The sequence below is a fragment of the Erythrobacter sp. S57(2025) genome (genome assembly GCF_057365055.1).
In genome coordinates this window covers 1836186-1850331 of sequence record NZ_CP200299.1, presented here as the reverse complement: position 1 = coordinate 1850331, position 14146 = coordinate 1836186, and the positions used below count along the sequence as shown (strand labels likewise).

Sequence of the window (14146 nt, the reverse complement as noted above, 5' to 3'; positions counted from 1 at the left end):
CCTGACCCGGCAGAGGGCGCATTTCCCGATGCCTCAATCAGGAGGACGATAAAGCCATGTTCCAGTCAGATTTTTTCCCCGAGCGAGAAATATCCCGCACGGTTCCGCTCGCTTACGCAATCGGTGAGCAAATTGCCCGGCGGCTCGCGAATGGATGCCATCTCACCCGACCTGACATTGCCGAGTTCTTCGCCGCTCAAACGGGAGTGCAGGACTGGGGCAGTGCGTGGACCATCGACGACTACAACAACGCGGTCGAGATTGGAGCCTTGCTCTGGCTTCGCGAATTCTCGCGGATCGACCTCGATACAGGCTTCCACGAGGCCGCAGCACAGTTTGATTGGCTCGATTCAGCCTTGCCGCCTCGCCACGTGCGCAGCGAGGCCCAGGTCGAACTTCAGCAGTTCTCGACGCCGCCGATCCTTGCCTGGCTCATGGCCAAAGCCGCATGCCTTGGCTCGCGCGATCACGTTCTTGAACCGTCAGCCGGCAATGGCGCCCTTGCGCTCTGGGGCGACGTCCGAGGGTGCTCGCTGAGCCTCAACGAGATCGATTCCGGGCGGCGCGATGTGCTAGCGCGTATCTTCTCTCGTGCTCGGCTTTCAGCATATGATGGCGAGTTGATCGCCGAACTCGCCCATGGCCCAAGCCCCAGCGTCATCTTGATGAACCCTCCCTTCGCCCGAAGCCGCGAGCGGGGCGTCGATGGCCGTACCGCAATGCGCCACTTGCGCAGTGCACTGCGGATTTGCGCTGTGGGAGGTCGCCTCGTGGCAATTCTCCCGGACGGCTTTGATGCCACGGCTTTTGTCGAAGATCAGGAAAACGCTTCGCTGCTGCTCAATATCCGGTTGTCGGGCACATTCTCGCGAAGCGGAACCGGGATCGCGGTCAGAATGCTCGTGATCGAGAAGACGGCTCTTCAGGACGCCTCAACGATCACGGGGGAGTTCGCCGATCTCACCGAACTCCATTCCTGCCTGGCGGATTTGCCCGATCGCGCGCCGTTGCAGACGAACATCGATCGCCTTCCGGTACGCTCGATTGCGACCTCGGTTAGCGGTGCCGCCTCGCGCAAGCCGGTCGCTCCTTTCGTGACTGGAGTCGCCCAAGAAAGCGCGGCAGTCGCGATCGACTATCAAGCCCTGGACGAGCCTGCACCCGTTCCCGAACAGGCGGGTATCTACCTGCCTTACCGGCCAAGCCGCGTCATCATGCAGGATGCACCGGTCCACCCGACGCCGCTCGTAGAATCGGTTGCGATGGGCTCGGTCGCGGCACCGGCGCCCAGAGCGCGCCCCTTGCTTCCCGCGAATTGGCAGGAGGGCAAACTGCTCTCGGCCGCCCAATGCGAGACACTGATCTACGCTTGTGAGGCATTCACCCGCGACCTTCCTGGGCAGTTTCGACCGAGCCAACAAGGAACGACGGTTGAACTCGCGGAGGACGGTCACTCCTACCGCCAGGGCTTTTTTCTCGGTGACGGCACGGGCGCAGGTAAGGGCCGCCAGATCGCGGGCGTCATGATGGACCGCTGGCTCTCGGGCGAACGCCGTCACATCTGGATCACCAAGAACGAGGCCCTGCTCGAAGATGCGCGCCGCGATTGGGAAGCGCTCGGGGGGCTCCCGCTCGATATCCAGCCGCTCTCCCGATGGAAGCTCGGAAATCCGGTGACGATGCCCGAGGGTATCCTGTTCGCAACCTATCCGACCCTTCGTTCCGGACGCGCCAAAGACACGAGGCTTGCTCAGATCCTCGCCTGGGCCGCAGAGGATTTCGAGGGGGTGATCGCCTTCGACGAAGCGCATGCCATGGCGAACGCGCTCGGCTCTTCGTCCACCCGCGGCAAGGTCAAAGGCTCCGAGCAAGGGATGGCAGGGCTCAGGCTTCAGAACCATCTGCCGCGAGCCCGCGTTCTCTACGCCTCGGCCACCGGCGCCTCGGACATTGCCAATCTCGGCTACACAGCCCGCCTTGGACTGTGGGGGCCAGAAACCGCGTTTCCAACGCATGAGGCATTCATGACCGAAATCCGCGCTGGCGGCGTCGCGGCGATGGAACTCGTCGCCCGCGATCTCAAGGCACAGGGGCTGTATCTTGCCCGCGCGTTGTCCTTTGCGGGGGTCGAATACGAGATTCTGGAACATCAGCTCACTGAAGCGCAGGTGCGGATCTACGATGCCTACGCAGATGCCTGGGCGATCATCCACCGCAATCTCGACCAAGCACTCGAAGCCACAAGGGTAGTCGACGAGGACAGCGGTGATACGCTCAATCGCAACGCCAAGGCTGCGGCGCTCTCGATATTCGAAGGCACCAAGCAGCGCTTCTTTGCGCAGCTCCTGCTCTCGATGAAACTGCCGAGCCTGATTCCCGCCATGGAAGCGTCGCTTGGCGAGGACAATTCGGTGGTCGTGCAACTGGTCTCTACCGCCGAGGCTATGCTCGACCGGCGCCTGGCCGACCTCTCGGACGAGGAACGCGAAGCGCTCGATATCGATCTCTCTCCGCGCGAATATGTCATCGATTATCTCGCGAAGAGCTTCCCCGTGCGCCTGATGCAGGTCTTTACCGACGAGGAGGGCAATCTGCGTTCCGAAGCGATGAGCGACGAGCATGGCAATCCCGTTCTCTGCTCGCGTGCCATCGCCGCTCGTGACGCACTGATCGAGCAGCTTTGCGCATTGCCCCCTATCGCGACTGCACTCGATGCTATCATTGAGCACTTCGGGACCGAGGCCGTGGCGGAAGTCACGGGCCGCACGCGCAGGTTGGTCTTGGGGCGCGACGGTCAGCAGCGGCTTGAACGCCGAAGCGCAAGCGCCAACGTCGCTGAAGCACAGTGCTTCATGGACGCAGCGAAGCGTATTCTGGTCTTCTCGGACGCAGGGGGTACGGGCCGCTCTTACCACGCCGACCTTGATGCGCAGAACCAGCAGCGCCGCGTCCATTTTCTCCTCGAACCGGGCTGGCGCGCGGACAATGCGATCCAGGGTCTTGGCCGTACCAACCGCACCAACCAGGCTTCCGCGCCGCTGTTCCGCCCGGTCACAACCGATGTGAAGGGCGAGCGCCGCTTCATCTCGACCATCGCGCGCAGGCTTGATGCATTGGGCGCTCTCACACGCGGCCAACGTCAGACCGGCGGTCAGAATCTGTTCGACCCTGCCGACAATCTCGAAAGCGACTACGCCAAGGATGCGCTCTCGCGCTGGTTCCACCTGCTTTACGATGGCAAACTCGAGGCGGTCGGTTTCGGGGACTTCGTCGAGAGGACGGGACTCAAGCTCGAGAACCCCGATGGCGGCCTGAGCGATAACCTTCCCTCCATCCAACGCTGGCTCAACCGCATACTCGCACTTCCCATTGCCCTGCAGAACGGCATCTTCGAGGAATATCTCGGACTTGTTGAAGCGCGAATCGAGGCCGCACGCGAGGCTGGCACGCTTGATCTGGGGCTGGAAACTGTCCGCGTCGACAGCTTCGCGGTGCTGTCTGATGAAGTGCTCCGCACCGATCCTGTTTCGGGCGCCGAAACCCGCCTCGTTTCGCTCGAAGTGGAACGCCAATTGCGTCCGCTGCGCTTCAAGCGTCTCGTGAGGATGCACGAGATCGGGTCGCCCCAGGCCATTCCACTGCGCAATGCGCGCTCGGGCAAGGTGGCGCTGTCAATTCCGGCGCGGCGCCTCATTGCCGATGATGGCGCGGTGATCGAACGCCGTCGCCTTCTCCGACCGCTTCAATCGGTCAACTGGACGCTTGAGGCGCTCGGAGAAAGCCTATGGGAACAGGTCGGCGCAACCGAGTTCTCCCGGCTCTGGACACAGGAAGAGGACGCCGCGGCTGCCTCGCCAGTATCCGAACGAGTGCATCTGGCGACGGGGCTGCTGCTTCCGGTCTGGAAGCGGCTGCCTGGCGACCATGTTCGCGTCACGCGGCTTGCCGCAGAGGACGGCAGCTCGATTATCGGGCGCGAAGTCCTTGATATCGACCTTGCGAGGATCGCCGAGACATTCGGTTTGGAGGGTGTGTCCGGTCCGGCTCCGGCTAAGCTCGGAAAACTGATCCTGGCAAGCGGAACGCCCCAGCCGTTTACCAGTCATGACGCACTGACCATCAAGCGCTCTCTGGTCGGCGGCGAGCAGCGCCTTGAACTCACCGGTTATGCGCCTGAACGGCTCGAGTGGTACAAACGCAAAGGCTGTTTCACCGAGATCATCCGCTACCGTACGCGTCTCTTCGTTCCCGTGTCGAAGGCATCCTCTGTTCTCCCGGCCATTGCGGCCTGAATGGCAAATCCACGACCAAGCGTGAGAGAGGGGAGGGAGCCGGTGGCTTGTCGGGCCATGCACTTCCGCGTGGCTCTTCAATCCATCAGGAGACAATCCATGATCCAGTCTATTCCCTTGAAGAAGCTCGTTCAAAGCCCGCGCAATGTGCGCAAGTCGAGCGACGTCCTTGCCGACCTGCAGCTGCGTGCGGACATTGCCGCCCGAGGCCTCTTGCAGAACCTCGTCGTGCGAAAAGCCAAGCGCGGCAAATTCGAAGTCGAAGCCGGCGGTCGCCGTCTTGCTCAGCTCCAGGCTCTGGCGGAAGAAGGCACACTTCCCAAGAACCACGAAGTCACTTGCCTTGTCATCGAAGGCGAGGAAAGCGAAGTGCGCGAAGCGAGCCTCGCCGAGAACTTCCAGCGGCTTGCGATGAACCCTGCCGACGAGGCGCAGGCTTTCGCCTCCATCATAGAGGCCGGAGCCAGCACCGAAGACGTGGCACGCCGCTTCGGTCTCACAGTCCGCTTTGTCGAGGGCCGCCTGCGCCTGGCGGGTCTTGCACCTTGTGTCTTCGAAGCTCTCGCTGAAGGCGCGATCACGCTCGACATGGCAAAGGCCTATGGGGCGATCTCAGACATGGAGCGTCAGGCGCATGTCTATGCTGAACTGCAAGATGCCTGGTACCAGGGCACGCCAGACACGATCCGCCGCATGGTGCTCGATGCCACTGTTCGTGGCTCCGATCCGCGCGCGGTTCTGGTCGGGCGCGATGCGTACCTCGCGGCAGGTGGTCGCATAGAACGCGAACTCTTCGACGACGAAGCCAGCGAGAGCTGGATCGATGTCGCGCTGCTCGAAGACCTTGCCCAAAAAGCGATGGATGATGCTGCGAAAAGGGTCGCTGAAGAGCACGGACTTGCTTGGGTACGACCGACGCTTGGGAACTATGTCAGCCACGATCTCGTCGAGGGCCTCAATCGGCTCCCATGCGAACCGGCTCCGCTCACCGAAGAGGAGGCTCGCGAGCTCAGCGATCTCGAAGCCCACTATGACCGGACGGCGGCCATCCTCGAAGATGAGGACAGCGACGAAAGTGAGATCGCCAAAGCGGAAGAAGAACTGGTCTCGATCGACAGAGCGATGCGCGATCTCAACGATCGTCCGCCGGTTCTTGCCGACGAACTTAAGGCTGAGGCTGGAGCGTTTCTTGTGCTCTCTCGCAATGGCGAACCGGCAATGGTGCCGCAATTCTACACCGAAGTTGAAGTCGTCAACGCTGATGACGGAGCAGTCGAACCGGTGGATGCCGGCGCTGATACCAAGCGCAAGAGCGGAGCGCTTTCGCAGCGCCTGCTCGACGAGCTCGCGATGCAACGTCGCGATATCTTGGCTATCCATCTCGCCAACGATCCGGCGCTTGCGCTCGACTTCATGGTCTTCACGCTCGCGGATGCCGATAGTCATGACTGGCGCGCGAAGAAGGCATCGACGCTCGTGGGCTCGGTCGCAACGGGACCGGTGGCCGGCTTCGAGGCCAAGGATGCCCCCGCAAGCGCTGCGCTTGCTGAATTCGCCGCTTCGCTCGACGAGAGCTGGCGCGCCGGTGAGACCGATGTCGAGCGGTTCGAACGCTTCCGCGCATTGAGCGATGAAGCACGTTCCGCCTGGCTCGGCCACGTCGTATCCCGCACCCTGGTCGCGAGCCTTGCCTGTGTAGGCGATCGCTCGGCACCGCTGCACGAGATCCTCGGGTCGCTGCTTGAGATCGAAACCGCGCATTGGTGGCGGCCAACGGCGGCGAACTTCTTCGATCGTGTGGCCAAGGCGCGCACGCTCGAAGCGCTCGATGCAGCAGGCGGCGCTGAACTCGTCAGCCGCTATGCAGGTTCGAAGAAAGCAGAACTGGCGAGCGCAGCTGAACGCATCTTCTCCGGCAATTTCATCGGAGAGGTGGATGTGAAGACGCGAGCGGGAGCGTGGGTGCCGGAGATCATGCGCTTCGGTTCACCTGAGGAACCGGTCGAGGATGAAACTGCGGACCCGGCTGAGGACGAGACCGCGAACGAAATTGCCGAGCAGGCTGCCTGACCCCTCCTGACAGGTCCAGGTCACTCGGCGGGCGGTCCGTCCCTCTCGGGGCGGGCCGCCTTTCTTCATGTCAGTTTTGGGCCACTTGCCGCCTGTCAGGTTTCGGGCAGTGAACCAGAGATAGCTGCCCTTCCTCGCGAAGCCCCGATGAGGCAGCTGTCGACCCAGGCCCGGTCGCTTACCTCAACCACAAGGACCGCCTGCTTTAGCCAAAAGCTGCCGATGGGGGCGAAGCGGACAAAGCTGCATAGGTGACGCGAATATGTGTATAGGCTGAATTCAAAGGAGGGTGGGGGCGCCATGCACTTATCACGCATTACGATTGAGAATTTCCGTAATTTCCATAAACTTGATGTCGCACTTGGCGGCAACCTCGTGATCGTAGGCGAGAACCGGGTAGGAAAGAGCAATCTCCTCTACGCCCTACGGCTCATCTTCGATCCCTCCCTACCTGACAGCAGCCGGCAACTGGGTCTGGCAGATTTCTGGGACGGCCTCGACGCGATCGATGAGAACTCAAGGATCGCCGTCACGGTCGAAATCAAGGATTTCGAGGACGACCTCGACGTTCTCGCGGTCCTGACCGACTTTCGCCTTGACGACGATGCTGACACGGTGCGGCTGACTTACCAGTTGCGGCCTGAGCCGGGGCTGGAGCACGCGCCGACGAGCGATGATGATTTCTCCTTCATCTGTTTCGGCGGAGAGGATGAGGCCAAACGCTTCGGCCACGACCTGCGCCGACGGATCACGATGGACCTCCTGCCTGCACTGAGAGATGCCGAGGGAGATCTCGCAGCCTGGCGCCGCTCGCCCCTCCGGCCGTTGGTCGAGGACGCGTTCGTCGGAATTGATGCTGATGCTTTGGCAGCGATCGGCGAGAAAATTTCGGAGGCATCAAACGCCGTCCTAGAGTTTGATGAAGTTGAGTCGCTTGAGAAACAGATCGCCGATTTGTTCTTAGCAATGAGCGGTCCAAAACAAAATGTGAACCCGTCACTCGGCTTCTCGGCGACCGATGCCGCGCGGATTAACCGTCAGATCCGGTTGCTGATTGACGAGGGGCGTCGTGGGATTGCCGATGCTAGTCTCGGCTCCGCGAATTTGATTTTCCTCACGCTCAAACTGCTCGACCTGAAGCGGCTGATCGAAACCAACAAGCGCGATCACTCGCTGCTCGCGATCGAGGAGCCGGAGGCGCATCTCCACCCGCATCTCCAGCGCCTCGTCTACAAACATTTGTTCGAGACGATCGTCGAAACCGATGATGATGATGATGATGATGATGGTGAGGCCGAGGCCCAGCCGCTATCGGTGATCCTAACCACGCATTCCCCCCACATCGCAAGTGTTGCGCCGCTCACCTCGCTGATGCTGTTGCGTGAGCAGGCCGGGGCCGGAACCAAGGGATATTCGACGGCTTCGGCCGAGTTCTCCGATGACGATGTCGAGGACCTCGAACGCTATCTGGACGTAACGCGCGCGGAGTTGGTCTTCGCGCGTGGGGTGATCTTGGTGGAGGGCGACGCCGAGCGCTTTATAATCCCGACCTTCGCCGATGAAATGGAGGTTTCGCTCGACGAATACGGCATTACTGTTTGCTCTGTCGCCGGCACAAACTTTCAGCCTTACGTGAAGCTGCTCTGCGCGCTCGGCATCCCGTTCTCGGTAATCACCGACTATGACGAGGTCAACGATGTGCCTCGTGCCTATAATCGCTGCTTGAAGATTGTTCGCACCATCGAAGAAGCGCGAGACGGAGAAGATACAGATGTTGTTCTGGGCGACATCGAAGAGGGCACCTATGAGGAGTCCTTCGAGAAGATGGAGCCGTTCGGCCTCTTCGTAAATGCGGACACCCTCGAGACCGAATTGTTCGACGGTGATTACGCACATGAAATGATCGATACGTTGCGCGAGCATAACTTCAGCAAGAAGCGCAAGACGCTGCTCGGCGAGTGGGAGGGAAATCCAAGCACCGTGGATTACAAGCTCCTGCTCAAGATGATCGAGCAGATCGGCAAAGGGCGCTTTGCGCAGCGGCTAGCGATCCGTGTTCCCGGTAATCCCGTCCCCAGCTATATTTCCAAAGCAATAAATCACGTGATCGGTCTTGTCTGACCCTGCACTGTATCTCCGCGGCGCAGAAGATCTGCGCCGCAACGAGCGCCAGTGGCAGGCATATGAGTCAACCGGCCACTGCGTGCTGCTCGCTGGTCCGGGAAGCGGCAAGACCAAGACCCTCACTGTCAAGCTTGCTCGAATGCTTAGTGAAGATGTCAATGAGCCACGCGGGATCGCTTGTATCACCTACAACAACGAGTGCGCCCGCGAACTCGAAACGCGACTCGACGCCCTCGGCATTTCGCCAAGCGGCCGGGTCTTCATCGGCACGGTCCACTCATTCTCGCTAACCCAGATTTTGTTCCCCTACGCGAAGCTGGCCGGGGTCGGCTTGCCGGACGAGTTCACCGTCGCCACCCGGCAGCAATCGCGTGCGGCGCTCGATCGCGCCCATGCCAAAGTCATCAAGGGACCGGAGAACCCGCAGACCTGGGATTTCCGGATGGGCGTATATAGGCGCCGTTTCCTTGTTCGCGAGCAATCGGATTTCGATGCCGCCAATCCGCAGCTGGCAACGCTAGTGACCGCCTATGAAGCCGAATTGCGGGCGAAGGGCCTGATTGACTTCGACGACATGCCGTTGCTGGCAGTGCGCGCGCTCGCGACCAACCCTTGGCTCCGCAAGGCGCTTGTCGCCAAATATCCGATCCTCGCTGTCGACGAATATCAGGATCTCGGGCGCGCGCTGCACGGTATGGTCATGGGGTTGTGCTTCAGCGCCGGCATGCGGCTGTTCGCGGTGGGCGACGTCGATCAGTCAATATACGGCTTCACCGGCGCCAATCCCGAGCTGCTGCGCCGTCTATCTGACCGCCCGGATGTCGAGACGGTCCGGCTCGGTCTCAACTATCGCTGCGGCTCAAAGATCGTTGTTGCGTCCGAATATGCCCTGGGCGAGGAGCGAGGCTATCGTGCGCCCGACGACGCGCACGAGGGGACGATCTACTTCCATCCCTGCACCGGCAGCTATGCGGGCCAGGCCCGCCATCTGATCGAACAGCTGATTCCCGAGATCCGGGAGCGCCGCCCCGACCTCGACCTTGGCGAGATCGCCGTGCTTTATCCGGCGGCTTTTATCGGGGACGAGATCGCGAATGCCGCCGCCGATGCGGGCTATTCGGTCACCCGCACTGACGCCAATGCACTGTACCCGCGATCAAGCCGGCTGCTGCGGTGGCTCGAGCAATGCGCGATGTGGTGTTGCGGCGGTTGGCGCAGCGGTGACCCGCGGCTTAGCCGTGTGATCGGCGAAGGTTCGCGGCTGTTCCACGAGGTTCTGACTGACGACGCGGCCAGGCTCGAATTCCAGCGGACATTGAGCGCCTCTTTGTGGAGCCGGCGGGATGACACCCTTGCGCTCGATGCCTGGCTGACAGCGCTTCGCGCGGAGATCGTCGAACCGCATGTGGCCGGCGCGCGTTCGCTCAACGACGATCTCGGTTTGCTCGACGATTTCATCACGCGGCTCGGCCCGGAAGGGGACGTCGAAGACCTATCGCTGGGTGAGTTCGCCGGCATCGGTACAGGCCTTAACCGTATCAACCTCTCGACGCTTCACAGCTCGAAGGGCCGCGAGTTCGATGTCGTCATCCTAGTGGGAATGGAAGAAGGCCGCTTGCCGCGAAACAATCCGAGCGCAAATGACCTGCGCGAGGCGCGACGGCTTTTTTACGTCGGGTTCACGCGGGCGCGTCACGAGGTCCATCTTCTCTACGGCAAGAATATCCCGTCGCGGTTCGTGACCGAGGTTGAGGAGCGGCTGGCAAACGAAGCGGAATGACGCATGCCGCTCCATCCGATGAAGCGCGCTGGCAGCCTTCGAGCACGCCAAAAGCCGCTAGTCCGGCCTCAGCCCAGCTGCAGTCGCTGTCCGCGCCCAATCTGCCGTCTTTTCAATGTCGGGTTTTGGTGAAGAACCTGCCGTTGAACACGTCGCTTGGGAACGACCGCAAAGTCCCAGATGCAGTCGTTCCGACCACGCTCATAGCCTGATGAACGAACGACAGGTTTCAGGACCGCGCCAACGCCCTTCAAACGATCGAGATTGGGGCGCATATCCGACATAACTGAAGAAGAGGAGAGAGAGCTTCGTCTTTCCTGAGCCGGGAAATCTGTGTCCCGGTCATCAGGAGACCTCCAATGATTAAGTCCCGCCGCACAGCTTCGACATCGCCAGCTCAGCGCATCACTGCCGCCATTATCGAAAAGCTTGAAGAGGGAACCAAGCCATGGGGCAAGCCGTGGCGCGGCGTGCCGCTTTCTCGCCCGCTGCGATCCTGCGGGACGCCGTATCGCGGCATGAATACATTCTGGCTCTGGATGGTGGCCGATGCCTGCGCATACGCCTCTCCATACTGGATGACATACCGCCAGTGCCAGAAGCTTGGTGGTCAGGTCCGAAAAGGCGAAAAATCGACAATCGCGATTTTCTACAAAAGCTACACCAAGGAAGTAGAAAACGCTGAAGGTGGGCAGGATACGGAGAGCCGGCGCGTGCTGAAGGCCTATTCAGTCTTCAATGCCGACCAGTGCGATGGCCTCCCCGAATTCTACCATCCCAAGCCACTGGTTGCCGCGCTTGAGCCCGAAGGCCGCGAGGAGCGGCTAGATGCCTTCTTCGCTGAGATCGACGCAGAGCTACGCCATCATGGCGCGCAAGCCTACTACGAGCCACTGCGTGATCGCATCACCATGCCGCCAGCAGAACTCTTCGAAGCCTATGACCATTACTATGCAACACTTGCGCATGAGCTGTCGCACTGGACTGGACATTCTTCGCGACTCGATCGAGGCCTCAAGAACCGCTTCGGCAGTGATGCCTATGCCGTCGAAGAACTTATCGCCGAGCTGTCCTCCGCCATTCTTGGTGCCGAACTGGGATTGCCCGTCTCGCATCTCGATCATCATGCTAGCTACATCGCGTCCTGGCTTAAGATTCTTAAACAGGACGAGCGTGCAATCCTGACCGCGGCCGCAAAGGCCGAGGAGGCAGCCACTTTGCTACTCGAAAAGGGCGGTCGCCAATCGAGTGCCACTGAGGCTGATGTCGAACTTTCTGACGCGGCCTGAATAGGAGACTGAACTTGAGCAACTCCGTCAGCCAGCCCGCACGTACTGGCACTTGCCTTCACACCGAGTCAGTTCGGTCTAGCGGAGCGCTCCCGAACCGATCCTGGATCACTCCCAGACAACTCCTGCGCCACTCCGACACGATCCCGCACAGCCTGTTCGCTGGTCCTCGTGCCCTGGACCGGTCAGGTCCCACAGCAACCCGCGCAAGGCTGCGGCCCGTGTGGCCCGCGCCAGCCTTGCCTTGCGGGGTTTCCCGCTGACGCGGTGCGGTGGTCCCTTGTCCCGGTCCTTTTCGGACACGGCGAACGGGCCCGCGCGGAACTTCCTCCGTCGGCATTCGCCGGTCTCAGGAGGACTAAAGATATGTATGACAATTTCGCCACCCAGCTTGCCGGCCTCGATCTATCCGGCTTCTCGATCACGCCTGCCCCATTCAACGGATCCGACTTCCCTTGCGAGGACGCCATGTCTCACACGCTCGGAGCAGTCTGGTCCGATCTGTTCGCGCTGTTTGCCGACACCGCGCTCGAGGCCGACGCCGAGGATCTCGCTTGGGGCTTCGTCAATCTCTTTCACCGTGCAGCCAGCCGCAAGTCGACCCAAGTAGATCGGGCCTCGGATGAAATCCGCGCCCTATTGGCATCCGCCGACGGGTCCGAAGTGCATTCGTCAAACCTCCAGGAACAAACCCTGCGTGCCCAGTCTGCTGAAGCCAGCATGCAGGTGTTCGAGCAGATGCGTGAGGTTGCAGCAGGTCTCTATCGCGACGAAACCGGTTCCTCGTGGAAGCCCGTATCGGGATCGCGTGCGCGCCACTCGAAGAACATGACATCGGCCGTGATTGATGCCCGCGACTTTTTGCGCGTACGCAAGGAGCGTCGTCAGGCTGCACATTCTCCCGAGGGTACTCCGGTGGTCTTTGCCGGTGGTCGCAACCGTTTCGAATGCGAGGCCGACGCCAAGACTTACGCGGCGAACATCTGGGCTACACTCGACAGGGTGCGCGAGGTCGTTCCTGACATGTTTCTCGTACACGGCGGCGACGGTAAGGGAGCCGACAGACTGGCCGCATCCTGGGCCGAGCGCCACGAAGTGCAACAGCTCACATTCGGGCTTGAGCGTCGTTTGGGTGCTCGTGCAGGGTTCAAGCGCAACGAGCAAATGCTTGGTCTCAGCCCTCGCTATGTGGTGGCATTTCCGGGCAACGGCGTGACCGAACGCCTCGTGATCGAAGCCAAGAAGCAGCGCATCACGGTTGTTGATCGTCGCGGGCCGTTGGGCACTAGTCCCGCTTGACGGGGAAAGAGCAACTAGACCTCTCGGATGATCAATTCCCAATCGCCGAAGAAGGGCGGCCCCATTCAAGGCCGCCCATGAGGCGCAGAACTCATTGCTGCTCCGAGTCCTACGGGTCGCAATGGCAGGGGAGTACCGAATGCAATCAATTCCATTGTAGGGTTATGAAATGCCCGAATGGATACGCCTCTGAACAGCTTCATTGCTCATCGCGCGTAACCAGCGCGCCTGTGCAGCAATCTTCCTGGACGGACGCGGTTACTGAAAACTGCGGCGCGGCACTTATCGTTCCCGCATCCGATTTTCCAAGCTACAAGATCGGCAATGCAACTCGATGATCTTCTTCTTCGCTACTTTGCCTCGACCAATTTGTCTAACGTGGCGCCAGACACTTTGGCGGCCGGGATCGAGCATTGCCGGGTCGACCTCGGTCTCGAGCAAGACAGGGGCAAGCGCTTTGCACTGTGGTCGTTCTTGCACATGTTCGGGTCCGCCCCCGACCTCGACGTGGCGTTCGACAACGAGGAAGACCGGGAGGCTGCGCGCAACTTCATGGATCTCCTGGCGGCATCGGGAGGCGATGGTGTAGGTTGATTGAAGCGGGGTCACGCGAGCCTTCAGACCCGCACCCGATACCCATCCGGCTTTCTTCGCGAACAGTCCTGAACCAGGTCAGCTGAGGACCCGCAACCCGTTCCTTTCCGGCCGTGTTGGCAGCTGCGCTGCCTGCCCGCACCACCCGTCATGAACAGGTTCCCCTTAGAGCTTCGCTCCTGCGGTGCAGTCCTCCCATGCCCTGCTTCTTTCAGATGTTCGCAAGCCGGAGATGGTCTCCGGTTTGAGGAACTGAAGGAACTTTCATCATGACCAATATCGCAATCCTCACCGGCCGCATCGCCCGCGATCCGGACACCCGCGAGACCAAGGGCGGCACCAATGTCACCGGGATCACTGTCGTCACCGATCGCCCTGCAAGGGACAAGGACGGGAAGACCTACAAAGACGAGAACGGCTACACCGCAAAAGAAAGCGAATTCCACCGTGTGACCTGCTTCAATGGCCTCGCCAAGACCGTCGGACAGTTCTGCTCCAAGGGCCAGCTGGTTTCCGTCCAAGGCCGCATCCACTACACCCAATGGGAAGACAAGGACGGGATCACACGCTACGGCACCGAGATCCTCGCCGACAAGGTCGACTTCCTCTCAAGGGGCAATGGCTCCAGCGAGAACGACGAGAACAAGGATGCTCCCGAAATCGACTGATCTCAGCCATCCAGCCTCCAAAGAAAGGGC

8 protein-coding genes are annotated in these 14146 nt (G+C 60.9%); all 8 read left to right on the top strand.

Translation table 11 applies throughout. From position 1 onward, the window contains the following. Nucleotides 1–56: 56 nt before the first annotated feature. The 8 genes from AC0V6N_RS08955 to AC0V6N_RS08920 all read left to right on the top strand — a co-directional run bounded on the left by AC0V6N_RS08955 (nt 57) and on the right by AC0V6N_RS08920 (nt 14116). Entirely contained in the window at nt 57–4292 is a 4236-nt protein-coding gene (locus tag AC0V6N_RS08955; RefSeq protein ID WP_486171219.1) for a strawberry notch-like NTP hydrolase domain-containing protein, read from the top strand. 99 nt (nt 4293–4391) lie between these two features. Next, entirely contained in the window at nt 4392–6362 is a 1971-nt protein-coding gene (locus AC0V6N_RS08950; protein WP_486171218.1) for a ParB/RepB/Spo0J family partition protein, read from the top strand. Nucleotides 6363–6662: 300 nt separating this feature from the next. Further along, nucleotides 6663–8483: an ATP-dependent nuclease gene (locus AC0V6N_RS08945; RefSeq protein WP_486171217.1), complete on the top strand. Its 1821-nt coding sequence runs from the start codon at nt 6663–6665 to the stop codon at nt 8481–8483. Further along, a complete protein-coding gene (locus AC0V6N_RS08940) occupies nt 8476–10266 on the top strand; it encodes an ATP-dependent helicase (protein WP_486171216.1) in 1791 nt (596 codons plus the stop codon). The genes AC0V6N_RS08945 and AC0V6N_RS08940 overlap by 8 nt, the downstream gene beginning before the upstream one ends. 359 nt (nt 10267–10625) lie before the next feature. After that, on the top strand, nt 10626–11555 hold the full coding sequence (locus tag AC0V6N_RS08935; RefSeq protein WP_486171215.1) for an ArdC family protein: 930 nt from the start codon (nt 10626–10628) through the stop codon (nt 11553–11555). Between the two features lie 366 nt (nt 11556–11921). Next, nucleotides 11922–12854, top strand: a complete 933-nt coding sequence (locus AC0V6N_RS08930; protein WP_298336022.1) for a DUF2493 domain-containing protein — start codon at nt 11922–11924, stop codon at nt 12852–12854. A 324-nt stretch (nt 12855–13178) separates the two neighbouring features. Next, nucleotides 13179–13448: a hypothetical protein gene (locus AC0V6N_RS08925; protein WP_298336024.1), complete on the top strand. Its 270-nt coding sequence runs from the start codon at nt 13179–13181 to the stop codon at nt 13446–13448. Between the two features lie 269 nt (nt 13449–13717). Continuing rightward, entirely contained in the window at nt 13718–14116 is a 399-nt protein-coding gene (locus AC0V6N_RS08920) for a single-stranded DNA-binding protein (protein WP_486171214.1), read from the top strand. The last annotated feature ends 30 nt before the right edge of the window (nt 14117–14146 follow it).

Bases quoted from the DNA above. Each gene is read 5' to 3' on its own strand.
- AC0V6N_RS08955 (WP_486171219.1), top strand. From the start codon at position 57: ATGTTCCAGTCAGATTTTTTCCCCGAGCGAGAAATATCCCGCACGGTT.
- AC0V6N_RS08950 (WP_486171218.1), top strand. From the start codon at position 4,392: ATGATCCAGTCTATTCCCTTGAAGAAGCTCGTTCAAAGCCCGCGCAAT.
- AC0V6N_RS08945 (WP_486171217.1), top strand. From the start codon at position 6,663: ATGCACTTATCACGCATTACGATTGAGAATTTCCGTAATTTCCATAAA.
- AC0V6N_RS08935 (WP_486171215.1), top strand. From the start codon at position 10,626: ATGATTAAGTCCCGCCGCACAGCTTCGACATCGCCAGCTCAGCGCATC.
- AC0V6N_RS08930 (WP_298336022.1), top strand. From the start codon at position 11,922: ATGTATGACAATTTCGCCACCCAGCTTGCCGGCCTCGATCTATCCGGC.
- AC0V6N_RS08925 (WP_298336024.1), top strand. From the start codon at position 13,179: ATGCAACTCGATGATCTTCTTCTTCGCTACTTTGCCTCGACCAATTTG.
- AC0V6N_RS08920 (WP_486171214.1), top strand. From the start codon at position 13,718: ATGACCAATATCGCAATCCTCACCGGCCGCATCGCCCGCGATCCGGAC.